The sequence below is a fragment of the Sphingomonas cavernae genome, assembly GCF_003590775.1.
Lineage (GTDB): Bacteria > Pseudomonadota > Alphaproteobacteria > Sphingomonadales > Sphingomonadaceae > Sphingobium_A > Sphingobium_A cavernae.
Genome location: NZ_QYUM01000004.1, coordinates 817,495 through 838,302, shown reverse-complemented (window position 1 = coordinate 838,302; position 20,808 = coordinate 817,495). Strand labels below are relative to the sequence as shown.

The following is a 20,808-nucleotide window of genomic DNA, read 5'->3' as shown; positions in this document are numbered from 1 at the left end:
ATGGGGCGGGCCGTGTGAACGGGCCGCCCCGTTTTTGACCAGGAACACCAGATGACTTCCGGCGCGAGCGTCATGAACCAGCGTTTCACCCTCCTCGCGGCCGGCATCCTGCTTGCAACCAGCGCCTCGGCGGCGGTTGCGGCATCGGCGGCCGCGCCGCCCCTGCTTCCTCTTCCTCAATCGATCGCACCGTCAAAGGGCAGCTTCCGTCTGACGGGCCAGAGCGTGATCGTAGTTCCCCCCGGAGATGCAGGCGCGCGCGCGGCCGCTGAAAGGCTGGCCGGGCTGCTCGCGGTCAATCGCGGCATCAGTCCCGCCATCACTGAAACGCAGCGCAACGGCGCGATCCGTTTCGTGCGCACCGACGGCATCACGAAGGAAGGCTATCGCCTCGACGTGACTCCGCGCGGTGCCACGATCACGGCGAGTGACGACGCGGGTCTTTTCTATGGGGCAGTGACGCTCTGGCAGCTCGCGACCAGTGGCAGCGATGCGATCCCCGCCACGCGCATTGCCGACGCGCCGCGTTTCCGCTGGCGCGGGCTGATGCTCGACAGCGCACGCCACTTCCAGTCGCCCGAATTCATCAAGCGCTTCATCGACTGGATGGCGGTCCACAAGCTCAACACCTTCCACTGGCATCTGGTTGACGACCAGGGCTGGCGGATCGAGATCAAAAAATATCCGAAGCTCGTCGAGGCGGGGGCATGGCGGACGCCTGCGTCGGCGCCGGGTGCGCCGACATTGCCGCGCACCGGCGGCTATTACACGCAGGAGCAGATCCGCGAGATCGTCGCCTATGCCGCGGCGCGCCACATCACGATCGTGCCCGAGATCGAGATGCCAGGCCACGCGCTCGCGCCGATCCGCGCCTATGCCGGGCTCGGCACGGGCGTGATCCCGCCGCCGGGCATCGAATCCGATTGGGGCGTTTTCCCCTATCTGTTCAATATCGAGGACGGCACCTTCACATTCCTGCAGGACGTGCTGACCGAGGTGATGGCGCTTTTCCCGTCCGAATATATCCATGTCGGCGGCGACGAGGCGGTGAAGGATCAGTGGAAGGCGAGCCCACGCATCCAGGCGCAGATGAAGGCGCTGGGGATCAGGGACGAGCATGCGCTGCAAAGCTGGTTCATCCAGCGCATGGAAAAGTTTCTCAGCAGCAAGGGCCGCCGTCTCATCGGCTGGGACGAGATATTGGAGGGCGGGCTCGCGCCCAACGCCACCGTCATGTCGTGGACCGGGGTAGAGGGGGCGGTCGCGGCAGCGAAAGCGGGGCACGACGCGGTGCTTTCGCCGCAGCCCGTACTCTATCTCAATCACCGCCAGGGCGGGACCTCCGCCGAGCCTCCGGGGCGTGGCGAGCAGGTGACGCTCCGGCGCGTCTACGATTTCGATCCCGCGCCCGATACGCTGACCGACGACCAGCAGCGTCATATCCTCGGGCTTCAGGCCAATCTGTGGACCGAGCATATGCGCACCGAGGAGCGCGTCGCATACAGCGCCTTTCCGCGCGCTTCAGCGGTTGCCGAGCTTGGCTGGTCTGCGGCGGACAAGCGCGACTTTGACGGCTTTGTCGACCGGCTGGTGCCGCAGTTGGCACGGTTGAAACCGATGGGGCTCGAGGCGTCGTCGAGCGCCTTTGCGCCCTTCGCGACCCTCGGCCCGGCAGGGGGCGATAAGGCCACGATCACACTCGCGAACCAGATCGGCGCGGAAATCCGCTACACCACCGACGGCAGTGCGCCTGATGCGAATTCGCCGGTCTATGCGCGGCCGCTGTCGCTCGTCATGCCGACGCGGGTGCGTGCTGCGTCCTTCAGGCACGGCATGGCGCTTCCCGGAAACCTCGATCAGACGGTCGATGCCATGACCATCCGTCGCCGCGACGATACCCAGTTGAAGCTCTGCACGGAAACGATCGCGCTCCAGCTCGAAGATGATGCGCCGGCCGAGGGCAAGCGCGCCGCCTTCCTGACCGACATCATGAATCCCTGCTGGGTCTATGAGGCCGCGCCGCTTGACGGCGTCAACGAAATCGCGGTGGATGTCGGGCAGATTCCGTTCAACTTCCAGATCGGCAAGGACATCGAGAAGATCGTCTTCCGGCCACCTGCGACGCCTGAGGGCGAGATCGAGGTCCGCATCGATAGCTGCGAGGGCGAGCGCATAGCGGTGCTGCCGCTTGCCCCCGCTGCATCCAATCCCGCGCTGACCACGCTCAAGGCGAAGATCGCGCCGCGCTCAGGGAGCCATGACCTTTGCTTCACCTACACCGCGAAGGGACCGAGCCCGATGTGGGCGATCGACGCGGTCCAGTTGATCCCGCGGCCATGAGCAGCGTTCGCGTCGCAGCGCCTTTTGCCGGCTGGGCAGCTCCGCTCGACGAGGTGCCCGATCCCGTCTTCGCCGAGCGAATGATGGGCGACGGCGTCGCGATCGACCCGCTCGACGCTGTGCTGCGCGCGCCCGCCGATGCCGAGGTGATCGCGGTCGCGCCCACGGGACATTCGGTGACGCTTCGCCTTGCCAATGGCGCCGAGTTGCTGATCCATATCGGGCTTGAGACCGTTGGGCTGGGCGGCGAGGGTTTCACCGCGCATGTCGCCGATGGCGCGCGCGTGAAGACCGGCGATCCGCTGATCGCTTTTGACCTCGACAGCGTCGCGGCGCGGGCCAAGAGCCTGATCACGCCAATCGTGATTGCCAATGAAGGCTATCGCGTCGTGCTGATCGCCTGCGACCGGAGCGTGGTTGCGGGCGAGGCGCTGATGGAGGTGATTGCCGAGGGCGTCGCCGCGCCGAGCACGGCCGCGGTCGGCGACGACAGCGCGGTGCTGGAAATTGGTATCCCCATGGCCAATGGCGTCCATGCGCGACCGGCGGCGAAGATCGTGGCTGCACTCAAGCCCTTCTCCGCGCAGGTCAGCTTTGCCGCGCATGGGCGTGAGGCCAATGCGCGCAGTGCGGTCGGACTGATGACGCTGGGGCTCAAACATGGCGACGGCGTGCGGATCACCGGCAAGGGCGCAGATGCGCGCGCTGCGGTCACCGCGGTCGCCGCGCTGATCGAGACGGGGATGGGTGAGGCGCATGAGGCGCCCGCACCGATGGCTGCCGTCGACGTCGCGACGCTGGCGACGGGTCCCCTGTTCAGGGGCGTCCGCGCCGCCCCGGGACTCGCGATCGGACCCGTGGTCCAGTTCCGCCCCGCCGATGCCGAGGTGCCCGAGGCTGGGCAGGGTCTGGTTCACGAGGCGACCGCGCTCGAACATGCGATGCACGCACTTTCCGCCGAGCTTGACGGCGCGGGAACGGGGCCCGCCGCAGAGATCGCGGCGGCGCACCGCGCGCTGCTGGAGGATCCGGAGCTGCTCGAAGGCGCGCAGAGCTGGTTGGGCCTTGGCAAGAGCGCGGGTCACGCCTGGCGGATGGCGACGCGCGCGCAGGCCGATGCCATCCGTGCGACGGGCGATCCGTTGCTGATCGAGCGCATCGCCGATTTGATCGACATCGAGCGGCGGCTGATCGCCAAATTGCTCGGCGATACTGCACCGGCAATGCCGCGGCTGCCCGATCGCGCGATCCTGATCGCCGATGAGCTGTTGCCCTCGCAATTCATGGCGCTCGATGCGACGCGGCTCGGCGGCGTTGCCACGGCACGCGGGGGCCCGACCTCGCACGTCGCGATCCTCGCGGCCGCCGCCGGAGTGCCGATGCTGGTTGCGACGGGCGCGGGAGTATTTGCCGTGCCCGAGGGGCGCACCGTGGTTCTTGACGCCGATGCGCGCACGCTCGATTCGGATCCCGTACCCGCCCGGTTGCAGGACATGGCTGAAAGGCTGCTGGCGAACAGCGCGCGCCACGCGACCGAGGTTGCTGCGGCGGCGGACGATTGCGTCATGGCCGACGGCACGCGGATTGAGGTCTTCGCCAATCTCTGCTCGGCGGAGGAAGCTACACGCGCGGTGCGGTTGGGTGCCGAGGGCTGCGGGCTGCTGCGCACCGAATTCATCTTCCTCGATCGCGCCGATGCGCCTTCGGAGGAAGAACAGCGCGAAAGCTATGCCGCGATCGCGGCGGCGCTCAAGGGGCGACCGCTCATCATACGCACGCTCGACATCGGCGGCGACAAGCCCGTGCCCTATCTGCCTTTCCCGCATGAGGACAATCCCGCGCTCGGCAATCGCGGCGTGCGGCTGGGGCTGCAAAAACCCGAATTGCTCGCGACACAGCTCCGCGCGATCTTCGCCGGCGTGCCCGCGGCGCAGTGCCGCGTGATGGTGCCGATGATCGTCGACGTCGAGGAACTGCGCGCGGTTCGGGCAATCTTTGACGAAGCGGCGAAAGCCGTGGGCCTGACCGAGCGTGTGGCTTTGGGGGTGATGATAGAGACACCATCCGCAGCGATCCTCGCTGACAACATAGCTGCCGAGGCCGATTTCCTGTCGATCGGGTCCAACGATTTGACCCAGTACGCTCTGGCCGCCGATCGCGGAAACCCGGCGGTGGCCGACAAGATAGACGCGCTGCACCCGGCGGTGCTCCGTCTGATCGCCGAGGCGGCAAAAGGCGGCGCGAAACACGGGCGCTGGACGGGCGTGTGCGGTGGCGTCGCTTCCGAACCGCGTGCCGCCGCGATCCTGATCGGGCTGGGCATTACCGAATTGTCCGCGACCGCCGCTGCGATCCCTGCGCTGAAGGCTGCGGTGCGCGGGTTGTTGCTGGAAGATTGCAAGGCGTTGGCTGCGCGTGCGCTCGCGGCAGGATCCGCCGCCGAGGTTCGCGCACTGATCGAAGGAGAGGGCTGATGCGCCTGTCACTGGACCGTCTGCAACCGCTTGGGCGCGCGCTGATGCTGCCCATCGCGGTGCTGCCCGTCGCCGCGCTGCTGCTGCGCATCGGCCAGCCCGACCTGCTGGGCATTCCCTTCATTGCGGCCGCGGGCGACGCGATCTTCTCCAATCTCGGCATATTGTTTGCGATTGGCGTTGCGGTGGGCCTTGCGCGCGAGAATCACGGCGCGGCGGGACTGGCGGGCGCTGTGTGCTTCCTTGTCACGATCGAAGGGGCAAAGGCGCTGATGGTCGTGCCGCCCGATGCCGCGCATTTCGCCGATGATGCCGCCAATGCGCTTGCCGTCACCGCGTGGAAGGCAAAGGAACTCGCCAAGCTGAGCGTGCCTGCGGGAATATTGTCGGGGCTTGCCGCCGGCATACTCTACAACCGCTATTCCAACATCCGGATGCCCGAATATCTCGCATTCTTCGGCGGTCGGCGCTTCGTGCCGATCGCGGCGGGGCTTGCGGGCGTCGTGGGCGCGCTGGCCTTCGGGCTGGGCTTCCCCGCGATCGAGACGGCATTCGACGCGCTCAGCCGCTGGGTGGTGGGCGCCGGGAGCTTTGGGCTCTTCATATACGGCGTGCTCAACCGGCTGCTGATCATCACCGGGCTGCACCACATCATCAACAATATCGCGTGGTTCCTGCTCGGCGATTTCGGCGGTGCGACGGGCGATATCAAGCGCTTCTTCGCGGGCGATCCGACCGCGGGGCAGTTCATGTCGGGCTTCTTCCCCGTGATGATGTTCGGCCTGCCCGCTGCGTGCCTTGCCATGTATCATGCGGCGCTCCCCGAACGGCGCAAGGCGGTGGGCGGCATGCTGCTCAGCCTTGGCCTCACCTCGTTCCTGACCGGCGTCACCGAGCCGATTGAGTTCACCTTCATGTTCCTGGCGCCCATGCTTTATGCGGTGCATGCGGTGCTGACGGGTGTCGCGATGGCGTTGATGGATCTGCTCGGCGTGCGGCTTGGCTTCGGCTTCTCCGCAGGGCTGTTCGACTATGTCCTGAATTTCGGGCTGGCGACCAGGCCGTGGATGCTGTTGCCGATCGGCGCGGTCTATGCGGTCGTTTATTATTCGGCATTCCGTTTCGTGATCGCACGTTTCGACCTGAAGACGCCGGGGCGCGAGGTGGTAGGCCACGAGGTGACGACCAATCCGGCGCTTGGCGGCGATCGTGCGCAGGGCTTCATCGTTGCGCTTGGCGGCGCGGACAATCTGGTCACCGTCGATGCCTGCACGACGCGGCTGAGGCTCGTGCTCACCGACTCCGACGCCGTCGACGAGGCGGCGCTCAAGGCGCTTGGCGCGCGCGGCGTCGTGCGTCCGGGGGCGGGTGGGCTCCAGGTCGTGCTCGGCCCCGTCGCCGATCAGGTCGCGGGCGAGATCCGCGCTGGGCTTCGCCATGCGCCCGCACCCACCGCGACTCGGCCTGTGCCTGCAACCGACGCGGTGCTGGCGGCATTGGGCGGCGCTGCGAACGTCACCGCGCTGGCGCAGCAGGCAGGACGGCTGCGCTTTGCCGTTGCCAATGCAGCGCTTGTCGACGTCCCTGCGCTGGCCGGTTTTGGCCGCGGCGCGACATTTGCTTCGCCACAGAGCGTCCACCTCCTCGCGGGCGCCGGAGCCGAGGTGCTTGCGCAGGATTTGCGCACCCGGATCGAACCGCGACGGGGTTAACCGTGCCGCACCTGCGGTCAGCGGGGATTCATTTCAGTGTGATAAGCTGTCAGAATCGCGGCCGGGCAAGGCAAGGTGGAGTTCGAGCGGGTTTATGACGGCTTTTGGCGCCGGGCGTTCCGGATTGGTGTTGCAATTGAGACGGGCGTTCGCGCTGATCGCGCTTACAGGATTGTCGGCTTGTGCGACGGTGGTGCCCGCTACACCCGCGCCAACACGCCCCGCAGCGCAGGCGCCGCGCCCTGCGCCCCGTCCGATGCAGCCGCGGCCCATGCAACCTCGTCCCGCGCAACCTCGGCCAGTTCAGCCGCTTCCGGTAGTCCAGCGACCGATGCCGACCGAAGCGCCGGCGGCGTTGCAGAGCGCGATACGGTCGCTCGGCGCAAGTTTTGACGGCAGCGTCGGTATTGCGGTGCGCGACGTGCATACGGGTTGGGTCGTCGACTATAACGGCCGCCAGCCCATGCCGCAGCAGAGCGTCAGCAAGCTGTGGGTCGCCGCCACGCTGCTCGAAGGCGTCGATCAGGGACGCATATCGCTTTCGGAAATGGTGATGATCCGTCCTTCGGATTTGACGCTGTTCCACCAGCCGATCCGCCAGCTCGTCGGCAAAAACGGCTATCAGGAATCGGTGTCGGGGCTGCTCGCGCGCGCAATGACGCAAAGCGACAACACCGCCAATGATTCGCTGTTGCGCCGCGCGGGAGGCCCCGCCGCGGTGCGTTCTTTCCTGACGAGCCACGGCATCACCGATATCCGCTTCGGTCCTGGCGAGCGATTGCTCCAGAGCGGGACCGCCGGACTCACCTGGAAGCAGGAATATTCGGTCGGCCACGCCTTCTACACCGCGCGCGCCAACCTGCCGATGAACGTGCGGCAGAATGCGCTCGACCGTTATCTTGCCGATCCGCCCGACGGCGCGACTGCGATCGGCATGGTCGATGCGCTGGCCAAGCTGAAGCGCGGCGAACTGCTGTCGCCGCGTTCCACCGACTATCTGATCACGACGATGCGTGCCTCGCGCACCGGCCCCAAGCGGCTGCGCGGCGGTATTTCGGACGGCTGGCTGTTCGGACACAAGACGGGCACGGGCCAGCAGCTCGGCGGCACCTCGACGGGCTATAACGATGTCGGCCTGCTCACCGCGCCCGATGGCCGCACCTATGCGGTGGCGGTGATGATCGGATCGACGCGTCGTTCGATCCCCGAGCGAATGAGCCTGATGCAGGCCGTCACCCGCGCGGTGATCTCAAGCCATTGGAGCCGACCAGCGCAGACGGATTGATTGAAGTTCCTCCCCGGTGCGGGGAGGTGGCGCGCTTCAGCGCGACGGAGGGGCTGGCACGAGGTTCAGCGCAGCCCCTCCACCATGCTTCGCATGGTCCCCCTCCCCGTATCGGGGAGGAAGCTGGTTACAATATCCCCGGCAGGTCGAGCTGGTTTTCGCGCGCGCAGGCTTGCGCGATGTCATAGCCCGCATCGGCATGGCGCATCACACCCGTCGCGGGATCATTCCACAGCACGCGCTCGATCCGGCGATCGGCGTCCTCGGTGCCGTCGCACGCGATGACCATCCCCGAATGCTGCGAATAGCCCATGCCGACGCCGCCGCCATGGTGGAGCGAGACCCAGGTCGCGCCTGATGCGGTGTTGAGCAGCGCATTGAGGAGCGGCCAGTCCGACACCGCATCCGATCCGTCCATCATCGCTTCGGTCTCGCGGTTGGGTGAAGCGACCGAACCTGAATCGAGATGATCGCGGCCGATCACGATCGGCGCCTTCAGCTCGCCATTGCGCACCATCTCGTTGAAGGCGAGGCCGAGCCTGTGGCGATCGCCCAGACCCACCCAGCAGATACGCGCGGGCAGGCCCTGAAACTGGATCCGCTCGCGCGCCATGTCGAGCCAGTTGTGGAGATGTGCGTTGTCGGGGAGCAGCTCCTTCACCTTGGCGTCGGTCTTGTAGATGTCCTCGGGATCGCCCGAAAGCGCCGCCCAGCGGAAGGGCCCGACGCCCTTGCAGAAGAGCGGGCGGATATAGGCGGGAACGAAGCCCGGGAAGTCGAAGGCATTTTCGACGCCCTCGTCCTTGGCGACCTGCCGGATATTATTGCCATAATCGACCGTGGGCACGCCCGCCGCCTGGAAGTCGAGCATTGCCTGGACATGCTCGGCCATCGAGGCCTTGGCAGCCCTGGCAACGCCCTGCGGATCGCGATCGCGGCCCTCGAACCATTGGTCGAGCGTCCAGCCCTTGGGGAGATAGCCGTTGACCGGATCGTGCGCCGAGGTCTGGTCGGTGAGCAGATCGGGGCGGACGCCGCGGCGGTAGAGTTCGGGCAGGATATCGGCGGCGTTGCCGAGCAGGCCCACCGAGATCGCGCGTTTTTCGGCGCACGCCTTTTCGATCAGCGCCAGCGCCTCGTCGATCGTGTCTGCGGCGTGATCGAGATAGCGTGTCTTCAGCCGCATCTCGATCCGGCTCGGCTGGCATTCGATCGCAAGGCACGATGCGCCCGCCATGACGGCGGCGAGCGGCTGCGCGCCACCCATGCCGCCAAGGCCAGCGGTCAGCAGCCACTTGCCCGAGAGGTCGCCATTGTAATGCTGGCGGCCCATCTCGACGAAGGTCTCATAGGTGCCCTGAACGATGCCCTGCGTGCCGATATAGATCCACGAGCCCGCGGTCATCTGGCCGTACATGGCGAGACCCTTGCGATCGAGCTCGTTGAAATGCTCCCAGTTCGCCCAGTGGGGCACGAGGTTCGAATTGGCGATGAGCACGCGCGGCGCATCCCTGTGCGTCTGGAACACGCCGACGGGCTTGCCCGACTGGACGAGCAGCGTCTGGTCGTCTTCGAGCCGCTTCAACGTGTCGACGATCTTGTCGAAGCTTTGCCAGTCGCGCGCCGCGCGGCCGATGCCGCCATAGACGACGAGCTCGTGCGGGTTCTCCGCCACTTCGGCGTCGAGGTTGTTCATCAGCATCCGCAAGGGCGCTTCGGTCAGCCAGCTCTTGGCGTTGAGTTCGGTGCCGCGGGGGGCGGTGATCGAACGGCTGTTGTCGATACGGGTCATGGTTGGTCTTTCATCCTCCAGCCCTCCCCCTTGATGGGGGAGGGATACAGAGCCTTGGCGCCGGTAGGTGCCTAGGCGGCGTTGGGTGGGGGTGTTGCCCGGCGCAATGCTCGCTGCCGAACATCACCCCCACCGCTGCGACTAACCCCGGCTGCGCCGGGCCAAGTCTCGCACCTCCCCCATCAAGGGGGAGGGTTGTGGGTTGCGAAATCCATGCAGGCGCCGAGCACCTGCTCCAGGATATGTTGCATGGGCTGGGCGCGTATTGCGTCCCAGGCGGGCGGCCACGGGGCCGCCTCGTCGAGATAGCCGCGCATCGCGAGCTCCATCTGGATCGCATGCACGCCGCTTTCGGGCTGGCCGTAATGCCGCGTGATCCAGCCGCCCTTGAAGCGGCCATTGGTCACTCGACTATGCCCGGAAATGTCGCACACCGCTTCGACTGCAGCAGCCAGAGCGGGATCGCAGCTTATGCCGCTGTTGGTGCCGATATTGAACTGCGGCAGTTCGCCGTCGAACAGGCGCGACACATGGCTGCGTATCGAATGCGCGTCGTAGAGCACGATGCGCGGATGATGTGAGCGCAGTCGTTCGATCTCGCCGGCAATCGCAGCATGGTAGGGCGCGAAATAGCGATCGTGGCGGCGTGCGATTTCGGCGTCATCCGGTTCGTGGCCGGGCTTGTAGAGCGCTTCGCCGTCAAAGGTCTCGATCGGGCAGAACCCCGTCGTCGCCTGCCCGGGATAGAGCGAGGCGCCCGAGGGATCGCGGTTCATGTCGATCGCGGTGCGAGAGATCGCAGTGCGGATCACGGTCGCGCCAAGATCGGTCGCAAAGGCGTAGAGCCGATCGACGTACAGGTCGGCGTCATGCTCGCCGAGCGCGGTCGAGACGAGCCCGGCTGCAATGTCGGCAGGGATATGCGTGCCCGCGTGCGGTACGCTGACGATCAGCGGCGCATCGCCGCGCACGACGGTGAGCCAGTCGGTGCTCACTTTCCCCTCCCTGGCAAGGGAGGGGTCAGGGGTGGGTAGGATCGTAGGATGCGGAGGCTCGCTTCGCTCGCCACCCACCCCCAACCCCTCCCTAAAAGGGAGGGGAGAAAGTTAGCGCGCCTCACGCCGCCAACCCCGGAAGCTCCGCCAGCGCCGCGACCTTGCCCTCGGCGATCAGCGCGGTCGCAGCAAGAATGTCGGGGTGAAAGTGGCGGTCGTCGGCGAGCGTCGGCACCTGGTGGCGGAGCAACGCGCGGCCGGCCTCGAGCGTCTTGCTTGACGCAAGCGGCCCGTGGAAGTCGCAGCCCTGCGCCGCCGCCAGATACTCGATGCCGAGCACCGCCGCCAGATTGTCGGCCATGCCGAGCAGGCGGCGGGCGCCGTGCGCGGCCATCGAGACATGGTCTTCCTGATTGGCCGAGGTCGGGATCGAATCGACGCTCGCGGGATAGGCTTTCTGCTTGTTCTCGGAGACCAGCGCCGCGGCGGTCACCTGCGGGATCATGAAACCCGAGTTGAGACCCGGCTTGGGAGTGAGGAAGGCGGGTAGCCCCGACAACGCGGGGTCGACGAGCATTGCGGTGCGGCGCTCCGAGATCGATCCGATTTCGCAGAGCGCGAGCGCGATCATGTCGGCGGCGAAGGCGACGGGCTCGGCGTGGAAATTGCCGCCCGAAAGCGCCTCGTCGGTATCGGGGAAGATCAGCGGATTGTCCGAAACGCCGTTGGCTTCGGTCTCCAGCGTGGTTGCAGCCTGACGCAGCAGATCGAGCACGGCGCCCATCACCTGTGGCTGGCAACGCAGGCAATAGGGATCCTGTACGCGCGGATCGTCGGTCTGGTGCGAAGCGCGAATCGCTGAGCCCGCCATGAGCGCGCGCAGCGCCGCCGCGGTCTCGATCTGGCCCTTGTGGCGGCGCAGATCGTGGATGCGCGGATCGAAGGGGGTGTCCGAGCCCTTGGCGGCCTCGACCGAAAGCGCGCCGGTGACGAGCGCGGACTGGAACAGCCGCTCGGCCTCGAACAGCCCAGCGAGCGCATTGGCGCACGAGAATTGCGTGCCGTTGAGCAGCGCGAGCCCTTCCTTGGGGCCAAGCGTCAGCGGGTCGAGGCCAGCCTCTGCGAGCGCCGCATTGGCTTGCAGCCGCTCGCCGTCGACGAAGATCTCGCCCACACCGATCATCGCAGCGGCAAGGTGCGAGAGGGGAGCCAGATCGCCCGATGCGCCTACCGATCCCTGACACGGGATCACGGGCGTCAGCCCCTTGGCGAGCATCGTTTCGAGCAAAGCGATGGTTGCGGGACGGATGCCCGAGGCGCCCTGCGAAAGGCTCGCGAGCTTTAGCACCATCATCAGCCGCGCGATGGGAACGGGCATCGGCTCGCCCACGCCCGCGGCGTGGCTCAGCACGATATTGCGCTGGAGCGTTTCCAGATCCTCGTCGCCGATGCGGACGCTGGCGAGTTTTCCGAAGCCGGTGTTGATGCCGTAGACGGGCTCGCCCTTGGACAGAATGCGTTCGACCGCTGCCGCGCTCTCGGCGATCAGCGGATGCGCCGCTGCATCGAGCACGGGCGTTGCGCCCCGATAAACGGCGCGCCAATCGGCAAGCGGGACATGGCCCGGCTTGATCGTAATTTCTGTCATAAACCCTTCCACACACGCGCATGGAGCGGGTTCGCGCCCATGCGATAAACCAGTTCGGCGGGACGCTCGACGTCCCAGATAGCAAGATCGCAGCTCTTGCCGGGCTCCAGCGTGCCCGTCTCACCAAGCAGTCCAAGCGCGCGCGCTGCCTCTCGCGTGACGCCCGCGAGACATTCCTCGACGGTCAGGCGGAACAGCGTCGCTCCCATATTCATGGTGAGCAGGAGCGAGGTGAGCGGCGAGGTGCCGGGATTGCAGTCGGTCGCCAACGCGATCGGCACGCCGGCTTCGCGAAGCCCCGCCACGGGCGGCAATTGCGTCTCACGCGTGAAATAATAGGCGCCGGGCAGCAGCACCGCGACGCTGCCGGCCTTCGCCATTGCATCGATACCGACCGCATCGAGATGTTCCAGATGGTCCGCCGAAAGCGCATCGAAACTCGCCGCAAGCGTGGCGCCGTGGAGGTTCGAAAGCTGCTCAGCGTGGAGCTTGACGGGAAGGCCGTGCATCCGGGCGGCCTCGAAAACCCGCGAAACCTGCCCCGGCGTAAATCCGATTCCCTCGCAAAAGGCGTCGACCGCATCCGCCAGTCCTTCCGCGGCAACCGCGGGGATCATGTCATTGCAGACGAGGTCGATATAGCCGTCGGCATTGCCGCTGAATTCGGGAGGCAGTGCATGTGCTCCCAGAAAGGTCGTGACCACGCGGACATTGCGTTCGCTGCCCAGTCGACGCGCGGCGCGGAGCATCTTCACCTCGGCCTCGGTCGAAAGCCCATAGCCCGACTTGACCTCGATCGTGGTCATCCCTTCGGCGATCAGCGTGTCGAGCCGTTCGAGCGCATAGGCGACAAGCGTATCCTCGTCCGCGATGCGCGTCGCCGCCATGGTCGAGACGATGCCGCCGCCCCCCCGCGCAATATCTTCGTAGCTCGCGCCTTCCAGGCGCAATTCAAATTCGTGCGCGCGGTTGCCCGCATGGACGAGATGGCTGTGGCAGTCGATCAGCCCAGGCGTGATCCAGCGGCCGTCGCAGTCGATCAGCTCTGGTGCGTCATAGCGCGTGTCGACAGGGCCTGCATGGACGATCCGGCCGTCCTTTGCGGCGATCATGCCCCGCTCGACGCTACCCGCCGCAGCCATCGTCGCCAGCCGGGCGTTGGTCCAGATGCGATCGCAGCGATGCGCGGAGTCGGTTGCCATGCGCATAGACTTGCTCAATCGACCGTATTATGTCTAGTCATAATATTTGTGGCTGCAGGATGATCCGATGACGACGCTCTGGTTCGAAACCGCTCTTCTTTCCCACGGGTGGGCCGATCGTGTCCGTGTCACGATGGTGGACGGGCGTATCGCTTCGGTCGTGGCGGGCGCAGAACCGGGGCTCGATGACGAGCGGCATTCGATCGCGATTCCGGGGCAGTGCAACGTCCACAGCCACGCCTTTCAGCGCGGCATGGCGGGGCTTTCGGAGCATCGCGGCGACGGCAGCAGGGATGATAATTTCTGGAGCTGGCGCGAGGTGATGTACCGCTTCCTCGACCGGCTGACCCCTGAGGATATCGAGGCGATTACAGCGCAGGCCTATGTCGAGATGCTTGAGAGCGGCTACACCCGCGTCGGCGAGTTCCATTATCTCCACAATGATCCCGCGGGCGCGCGCTATGCCGATCCGGCAGAGACCGCGGGGCGGATCGCGGCGGCGGCGGACGCCACAGGGATCGGGCTGACCTTGCTGCCCGTCTTCTACGCGCACAGCGATTTCGGTGGACAGCCGCCCAAACAGGGGCAGCGGCGCTTCCTCAGCGATCTCGACGGTTTTGCGACGCTGCTCGACGCGAGCCGCGCGAAACTCAAAGGCGACGCCAATATGGGCGTTGCGCCGCACAGCCTGCGTGCGGTCACCGGCGAGGAACTTGCCGTGCTGCTTGAGATGAGCCCGACCGGACCCTTCCATATCCACGCTGCGGAGCAGGTGAAGGAGGTTGAGGCAAGTATCGCCTTTTCGGGGCTGCGCCCGGTCGAATGGCTGCTCGCCAACGCCGACGTCGATGCGCGCTGGTGCCTTGTCCACGCGACGCATCTCACCGAGGCGGAGACCGATGCGCTGGCGCGTAGCGGTGCGGTCGCTGGTCTCTGCCCGATCACCGAGGCCAATCTGGGTGACGGCATCTTTCCCGCAGCGCGCTTCCTCGATGCGGGCGGCGCGATCGGCACGGGCACCGATTCCAATATCCTGATCGATGTGGCAGGGGAGCTGCGCATGATCGAATACAGCCAGCGCCTGCGCGACCGGGGCCGCAACATCCTTGCCGTGGAAGGCGTTTCGACCGGCGCGCGGCTGTTCGGTCAGACGCTTGCGGGCGGCGCGCAGGCGCTGGGGATCACGGGTGGCATTGTCGAGGGGGCGTCGGCAGACATCGTGTCGCTCGACGCGACACATCCCGCGCTTTGCGGCCGCAAGGGTGACCTGTTGCTCGATGGCTGGATCTTCTCGGGGCGGGCGGGCTGCGTCGACGGCGTGTGGCGGCACGGAGTGAAGGTCGTGACCGGCGGCCGGCATCATGCCGCGGAGGCGATCTCCGCGCGCTATCGCGAGACGGTGAGGGCGCTACTCTCAGAATGAGCGTCGCGCAGACCCTCGACCAGCGCATCCGCGAGGATATCGAGCGCAACATCCGATCGGGGGCCTGGCGTCCCGGTGACCGGATCCCGTTCGAGCATGAACTGGTCGCCGAATATGGCTGCGCGCGCGCGACGGTGAGCAAGGCGCTGACCGCGCTCAGCCGCGCCGGGCTGATCGAGCGGCGGCGCAAGGCGGGGTCGTTCGTCGCGCATCCGCATGTCCAGTCGGCGGTGCTCGACGTGCCCGATATCGGATCGGTGATCGCGGCGCGCGGCGATGCCTATCGCTTCGAGTTGCTGAAACGCGGTGAGCGCAAGCACGCGGCCGGCGATCCACTCGAAGCGGCGGGAGCGATGCTCACGATCGAGGGGGTGCATCATGCCGCGGGTGAACCCTTCGGGCATGAGCAGCGCCTGATCAGCCTCGCCATGGTTCCGCAAGCGCGCGACGTCGATTTCACCGCGGAGGCGCCGGGGTCCTGGCTGCTCGGCCATGTGCCGTGGAGCGAGGCGCGACACCGGATCGCAGCGGTGCCCGCGGACGCGCGGCTGGCCAGGCTGCTGGGCATCGCGCCGGGGACTGCGTGCCTCCAGCTCGAGCGCTGGACGTGGCAGCTTGGCAAGGAGGTGACCTGGGTGCGCCAGACCTTCCCGGGCGACCGCTATGATCTGGTTGCCCAATTCACGCCGCAGAGCCGGTAGCAATGTCGTGCCCCGGCGAAAGCCGGGGTCCAGACCGGTGCACGTCGCGCAACGCTGGACCCCGGCTTTCGCCGGGGTACAAGGAACGGAACCGCCAGCCCGGAAATACCCGATACGATGAACCCGCTCTACGCCCAGATGCCCACTACGATCTTCGAGAAGATGTCCGGCCTCGCGCGCGAGACGGGCGCAATCAATCTGGGGCAGGGCTTTCCCGACTCCAACGGCCCGGCCGACGTGATCGAAGCCGCGCAGCGCGCGCTGGTCGAGCAATCCAACCAGTATCCGCCGATGGCGGGGCTGCACGTGTTGCGGCAGGCGGTCGCGGATCACTATCGCCGCCATCAGGGCATCGACCTCGACTGGCAGAGCGAGGTGACGGTCACCTCGGGCGCGACCGAGGCGCTGGCGGCGGCGATCCTCGCGCTGGTGACGCCGGGCAACGAGGTGGTGCTGATCCAGCCGATGTACGACGCCTATCTGCCGCTGGTGCTGCGCGCGGGCGGGGTGCCGAAGCTGGTGCGGCTGGAGCCGCCCGAATGGCGGCTGACCGAAGAGGCGCTCGCGGCGGCATTCAGCGACCGAACGACGGTTGCGATCCTGAACAATCCACTCAACCCCACGGCGACGATGTTCGCCGATACCGAGCTTGCGCTGCTCGCGCGCTTCGCAGTGAAGCACGATGCGGTCGTGATCAGCGACGAGGTGTGGGAGCATGTCGTCTTCGACGGCCGCGCACATAATCCGATCATGGCGTTTCCGGGGATGCGCGAGCGGACGGTGAAGATCGGATCGGGGGGCAAGATCTTCTCGCTGACCGGCTGGAAGGTCGGATGGATGTGCGCCGCGCCAGAACTCACCCATGCGCTGGCGCGCGCGCACCAGTATCTGACCTTCACCACGCCGCCCAATCTTCAGGCCGCGGTCGCGCACGGGCTGGGCAAGGACGACGCCTATTTCACCGCGATGTGTGCGGATTTCGCGCGCTCGCGCGATCGGCTGGCGGCGGGTCTCGAGGCGGCGGGATGGGCGATGTTGCCCAGCGCGGGCACCTATTTCCTGTCGATCGACCTCGCAGCGTCGGGCATCCCGATCGACGACGTGAGTTTCTGCGGCCGGCTGGTCCGCGAGGCCGGCGTCGCCGCCATCCCGGTTTCGGCCTTCTACGCCGAGGCGCCCGTCACCTCGGTCGTGCGCCTCTGCTTCGCCAAGATCGATGCGACGATCGACGCGGGAATCGAGCGCATGGCGCGCGCGCGTGCGCTTTTCGGCGGCCGCTGAGTCCCGCCTCACTTCGCCCCTCGACGGTGCTCGGGACAGACTTAACTTCGCAAACTTCCCACAAACGCGCATGTTGATTCGGCTTCCTCGCGATGGGCGCTTTGAGCGCCTCCGGTAAGGAACGTAACAAGAACATTTTGTGTAGGACAGGCGGAAACGATCTGCGCGTTGGATGACGAGGCTACGTGCCGGTGAGCATGGATCCTGACAGAAATTGGCAGAAAAGCAGGCGCAATGGCAGATTCCCCAAAGCGGACATTCCCGTGGAAACACGCGCAATGCCTGCTTTCGAACCCGGTTGCGGGCGCCAGTTCCTCCCCGATACGGGGAGGTGGCAGCCCGGAGGGCTGACGGAGGGGCGGCGCCGAATTGTCAGGTTTCGCGCCAGCCCCTCCACCACGCTTCGCGTGGTTCCCCTCCCCGTACCGGGGAGGAGCCGAACGGCAGAAACCCACCGCTTAACGGAGGCCAGTACCTCACCGCACGTTCCTCAGAACGCCGGCAGCACTGCACCTGCATAGTTCTTCTCGATGAACGCCCTGGCGTCCGCGCTCTTCAGCGCAGCGATCAGTTTCACGACCTTGGGGTCGTTTCGCCTCTCCTCAAGCCCAACGACATAGTTGAGATAGGGCGAGTCCTTGCCCTCGATGATCAGCGCGTCCTTGACCGGATTGAGTTTCGCGTCGAGCGCGTAGTTGGTGTTGATGAGCGCGAGGTCGAGCTGGTCGAGCACGCGCGGCATCGCGGCGGCTTCGAGTTCCTTGAATTGCAGGTTCTTCGGGTTGCTCGTGATGTCGCCAAGCGTCGAGAGCGCATGGCCCGGTTGCCTGAGTTTCAGCAGCCCTGCCTTTTCGAGCAGGACGAGCGCGCGGCCCGTACTGCTCGGATCGTTGGGGATGGCGACCTGGGCGCCATTGGGAAGCTGGTCGAGCGACTTCCATTTGCGTGAATAGCCGCCCATCGGCTCGACATGGATGCCTGCGAAGGTCACCAGTTTTGTCCCGCGATTGGCGTTGAAATCGTCGAGATAGGGCTTGGTCTGGAAATAGTTCACGTCGATCTGCTTCTGCGCGACCTGCATATTGGGCTGGACGTAATCGTTGAACACGCGGATCTGCAGATCGACGCCGTCTTTGGCGAGCGCGGGCTTGATGTGTTCGAGGATCTCGGCGTGCGGCACCGCGGTGGCGGCGACTGTGAGCGTGTCGCCATCGGCCTTGTTGCCGCCCGAACAGGCGGCGAGCGCGAGCAGGGCGGTTGCGATCAGCAGGGTGCGGCGGTTCATGTGTTGTGCCTCGGTTTCTTGCGATTTGCGTTTCGATCTATCCGTTCGTGTCGAGCGAAGTCGAGACACGTCGGCGCGGTGCCGGGCGTCCCTCGACTTCGCTCGGGACGAACGGGACGGGGAAGGCCCATCACCGCCGCGTGTAATGCTGGGCGAGGCGGTCTCCGGCGAACTGGATCACCTGGACCATGAGGATGAGGATGACGACGGTCACGATCATGACATCGGTCTGGAAACGCTGATAGCCGAAGCGGATCGCGAGATCGCCGAGGCCGCCCGCACCGACGACGCCCGCCATTGCGGTGAAGGAGACGAGCGCGACGGCAGTGACGGTGGCGGCCGAGATTATGCCGGGCATCGCCTCGGGAATGAGCGCGCGCCACACGGCCTGGCTGGTGGTGGCGCCCATCGACTGGACAGCCTCGATCGTATTGCGATCGACCTCGCGCAGCGCGCTTTCGACGAGCCGCGCGAAGAAGGGCGCGGCGCCGATCACGAGCGGCGGGATCGCGCCGACCACGCCGAGCGACGTGCCTACCAGCGCCACGGTCAGCGGGATCATCACGATCAGCAGGATGACGAAGGGGACCGACCGCAGCACGTTGACGATGAAGCCGACCACGGCATTGGCGGTCCGGTTCTGCAGAAGCTGGCGGCCCGATGTGAGGAACAGCAGCACGCCGAGCGGAAGCCCGAGAAGGATCGTCAGCACGAGCGAACCGCCGAGCATCGCGAGCGTGTCCAGGCAGGCCTGGCCGATATCGGACCAGTCGATATTGGCAAAGCTCATGCCGCGTGCTCCGCCATCGCGCCGAGCATGCGGCGGGTAGCCTCATGCGCGGTGTTGCTGAAGATGTCGCCCACCGTGCCAGTCTCGACGACACGCCCCGTCTCAAGCACCGCGACGCGGTCGCAGACCCTGCGGACCACCTCCATCTCGTGCGTGATGAGCACGATGGTGAGGCCGAGTTCGGCGTTGAGTTCCTTGAGCAAGGTGAGCACCGAGCGCGTGGTCTCGGGATCCAGCGCGCTCGTTGCCTCGTCGCAGAGCAGGACTTCGGGCCGCGTCGCGAGCGCGCGTGCGATTCCGACGCGCTGCTTCTGGCCGCCCGAGAGCTGTGCGGGATATTTATGCGCGTGCTCGGTGAGGCCTACCCGCGCGAGCAATTCATCGACGCGCGTGTCGATCTCCGAACGCCCGGTGCCGGCGAGCCTGAGCGGAAAGGCGACGTTCTGCGCGACGGTGCGAGAGGAGAGCAGCCCGAAATTCTGGAAGATCATCCCGATGCGGCGTCGGAGCCGGCGGAGCCCGTCGGCGTCGAGCGATGCGACGTCGATGCCGTCGACCGAGACCGTTCCGGCGCCCGGGCGTTCGAGCGCGTTGATGAGGCGGACGAGCGTGGACTTGCCCGCACCCGACTGACCGATAACGCCGAAGATCTCGCCGCGCATGACCGAGAGCGTAACGCCTGCGAGCGCCGGTTCGGCGTTGCTGGCGAAGCGCTTCTGAACGTCGCGAAATTCTATGACGGCTGGTTCGGACATGGTCGCCAAGCTTTTAGGTCAGGATCGCGTGCGCGCCAAATCCCCGACGGCGCAATATTTGTTCGCGATCGCGAAAGAAAAGCTAAGCGGCGCTGCCGCCCGGAGGGGCCGTCGAGCCGCGCTCTATTACCGTGAAATCGAGCTTTCTGCGGCGGATTTCGGCCTGACCGTCGATGAGCAGGGCGGTCGCCACATAGGCAAATTGTTGTGTCGGCTGATGAACGGTGGTGAGCGGGGGCCAGACGAGCCGGCAGAGCGTGGTATCGTCGAATCCCGCGATAGAGAGCTGTTCGGGCACCGCGATATCGCGCTCGTGCGCGACTGCGAGCACGCCCGCCGCCATCTCGTCATTGCTTGCGAATATCGCGCTCGGCGGTTCAGGCAGATCCAGTAGCGCGGCGCCGGCGGCGCGGCCCGATTCGAAGTCATAACGGCCCGGCTGAATGATCGCGGGATCCTCGGCGATGCCATGCGCGGCGAGCGCGCGGCGATAGCCGTCGAGGCGATCGCTGGTCGAGGCGTGATCGGGGTGGCCAAGCACCAAGCCGATGCGGCGGTGCCCCAGTGCGATCAGGGCCGTGGTCATCGCCTCGGCGGCGGCGCAGTCGTCGATATGAACCGAGGACGACGCTTCGGGCTCGGTGCCGGGCGAGATGCGCACAAAGGCGACGTCGCGACGGTGCAGTTCCTCGATGAGCGCCGCGACATCGGCAAGCGGCGGGGGCAGGATGATGCCGTCGACATGCGTCTCGTCGATCAGCGCGCGGATATCGTCGATCAGCCGCGGCGAATGGATGTCGCAAGGCTGAAAGATCAGGCGGAAGCCATTTTCGAGGCAGCATTTGCGCGCGCCCGCGAGCAGATCGAAGACGTAATAGGCATTCTCATTGTCGTAGAGCAGCGCGATCTGGAAGGAGCGCTTGCCCGCGAGAGCGCGCGCCGCCGCGCTCGGGCGAAATCCCAGGGCCTCGATCGCGGACTCCACCTTCAGCCGGGTTTCGTCGCGGACGTAGCGCTCCTTGTTGAGCACGCGCGAGACCGTCTTGATCGATACCCCCGCCGCCTCGGAGACGTCGCGAATGGTGAGCCGCATCCTTTTCCAATCACCCTGACAGCATTGTCACT

Annotated in this window: 16 protein-coding genes; 7 read left to right on the top strand and 9 right to left on the bottom strand. The window is 66.3% G+C overall.

Annotated elements, in window-relative coordinates:
- Window positions 1–51 precede the first annotated feature (51 nt).
- From D3876_RS19250 to nagE, 3 genes are read left to right on the top strand one after another with little or no spacing between them, the layout of a single operon-like run.
- On the top strand, window positions 52–2,340 hold the full coding sequence (locus tag D3876_RS19250; RefSeq protein ID WP_238475455.1) for a family 20 glycosylhydrolase: 2,289 nt from the start codon (window positions 52–54) through the stop codon (window positions 2,338–2,340).
- Window positions 2,337–4,814 carry a phosphoenolpyruvate--protein phosphotransferase gene (gene ptsP, locus D3876_RS19245; RefSeq protein ID WP_119765251.1) on the top strand — a complete coding sequence of 826 codons (2,478 nt, stop codon included), beginning with the start codon at window positions 2,337–2,339 and terminating at the stop codon, window positions 4,812–4,814. The genes D3876_RS19250 and ptsP overlap by 4 nt, the downstream gene beginning before the upstream one ends.
- Window positions 4,814–6,526, top strand: a complete 1,713-nt coding sequence (nagE, locus tag D3876_RS19240) for an N-acetylglucosamine-specific PTS transporter subunit IIBC (protein WP_119765249.1) — start codon at window positions 4,814–4,816, stop codon at window positions 6,524–6,526. Before ptsP ends, nagE begins: the two co-directional genes overlap by 1 nt.
- 33 nt (window positions 6,527–6,559) lie before the next feature.
- Here nagE and D3876_RS20965 read toward each other — a convergent pair whose 3' ends face one another.
- Complete coding sequence (locus D3876_RS20965) at window positions 6,560–6,799, bottom strand: hypothetical protein (RefSeq protein ID WP_238475454.1); 240 nt, start codon at window positions 6,797–6,799, stop codon at window positions 6,560–6,562.
- Window positions 6,800–6,857: 58 nt separating this feature from the next.
- Between D3876_RS20965 and D3876_RS19235 the strand changes: the two genes are divergently transcribed.
- Window positions 6,858–7,811, top strand: a complete 954-nt coding sequence (locus tag D3876_RS19235) for a serine hydrolase (RefSeq protein ID WP_238475453.1) — start codon at window positions 6,858–6,860, stop codon at window positions 7,809–7,811.
- Window positions 7,812–7,938: 127 nt separating this feature from the next.
- On the opposite strand, the gene hutU is transcribed toward D3876_RS19235, so the two are convergent.
- From hutU to hutI, 4 genes are all read right to left on the bottom strand, one after another.
- The gene (gene hutU, locus D3876_RS19230; RefSeq protein ID WP_119765245.1) at window positions 7,939–9,603 is read right to left on the bottom strand and encodes a urocanate hydratase; all 1,665 of its coding nucleotides are present in this window, start codon (window positions 9,601–9,603) and stop codon (window positions 7,939–7,941) included.
- A 182-nt stretch (window positions 9,604–9,785) separates the two neighbouring features.
- Complete coding sequence (gene hutG, locus D3876_RS19225) at window positions 9,786–10,598, bottom strand: N-formylglutamate deformylase (protein WP_119765243.1); 813 nt, start codon at window positions 10,596–10,598, stop codon at window positions 9,786–9,788.
- Between the two features lie 121 nt (window positions 10,599–10,719).
- Window positions 10,720–12,246, bottom strand: coding sequence for a histidine ammonia-lyase (gene hutH / locus D3876_RS19220; protein ID WP_119765241.1), 1,527 nt, complete (start codon window positions 12,244–12,246; stop codon window positions 10,720–10,722).
- Window positions 12,243–13,448, bottom strand: coding sequence for an imidazolonepropionase (hutI, locus tag D3876_RS19215; RefSeq protein ID WP_119765738.1), 1,206 nt, complete (start codon window positions 13,446–13,448; stop codon window positions 12,243–12,245). Before hutI ends, hutH begins: the two co-directional genes overlap by 4 nt.
- A 67-nt stretch (window positions 13,449–13,515) precedes the next feature.
- Here hutI and D3876_RS19210 point away from each other — a divergent pair, with 67 nt between their 5' ends.
- From D3876_RS19210 to D3876_RS19200, 3 genes are all read left to right on the top strand, one after another.
- Entirely contained in the window at window positions 13,516–14,871 is a 1,356-nt protein-coding gene (locus tag D3876_RS19210) for a formimidoylglutamate deiminase (protein ID WP_119765736.1), read from the top strand.
- A complete protein-coding gene (hutC, locus tag D3876_RS19205) occupies window positions 14,868–15,572 on the top strand; it encodes a histidine utilization repressor (RefSeq protein WP_119765239.1) in 705 nt (234 codons plus the stop codon). Before D3876_RS19210 ends, hutC begins: the two co-directional genes overlap by 4 nt.
- A 117-nt stretch (window positions 15,573–15,689) precedes the next feature.
- The gene (locus D3876_RS19200) at window positions 15,690–16,853 is read left to right on the top strand and encodes an aminotransferase (RefSeq protein WP_119765237.1); all 1,164 of its coding nucleotides are present in this window, start codon (window positions 15,690–15,692) and stop codon (window positions 16,851–16,853) included.
- A 490-nt stretch (window positions 16,854–17,343) separates the two neighbouring features.
- On the opposite strand, the gene D3876_RS19195 is transcribed toward D3876_RS19200, so the two are convergent.
- The 4 genes from D3876_RS19195 to D3876_RS19175 form a co-directional block, all read right to left on the bottom strand.
- Complete coding sequence (locus D3876_RS19195) at window positions 17,344–18,138, bottom strand: MetQ/NlpA family ABC transporter substrate-binding protein (protein WP_119765235.1); 795 nt, start codon at window positions 18,136–18,138, stop codon at window positions 17,344–17,346.
- A 130-nt stretch (window positions 18,139–18,268) separates the two neighbouring features.
- Window positions 18,269–18,928: a methionine ABC transporter permease gene (locus D3876_RS19185; protein WP_119765233.1), complete on the bottom strand. Its 660-nt coding sequence runs from the start codon at window positions 18,926–18,928 to the stop codon at window positions 18,269–18,271.
- On the bottom strand, window positions 18,925–19,683 hold the full coding sequence (locus D3876_RS19180; RefSeq protein ID WP_119765231.1) for a methionine ABC transporter ATP-binding protein: 759 nt from the start codon (window positions 19,681–19,683) through the stop codon (window positions 18,925–18,927). The genes D3876_RS19185 and D3876_RS19180 overlap by 4 nt, the downstream gene beginning before the upstream one ends.
- 82 nt (window positions 19,684–19,765) lie before the next feature.
- Entirely contained in the window at window positions 19,766–20,776 is a 1,011-nt protein-coding gene (locus D3876_RS19175; RefSeq protein WP_119765229.1) for a LacI family DNA-binding transcriptional regulator, read from the bottom strand.
- Window positions 20,777–20,808 lie beyond the last annotated feature (32 nt).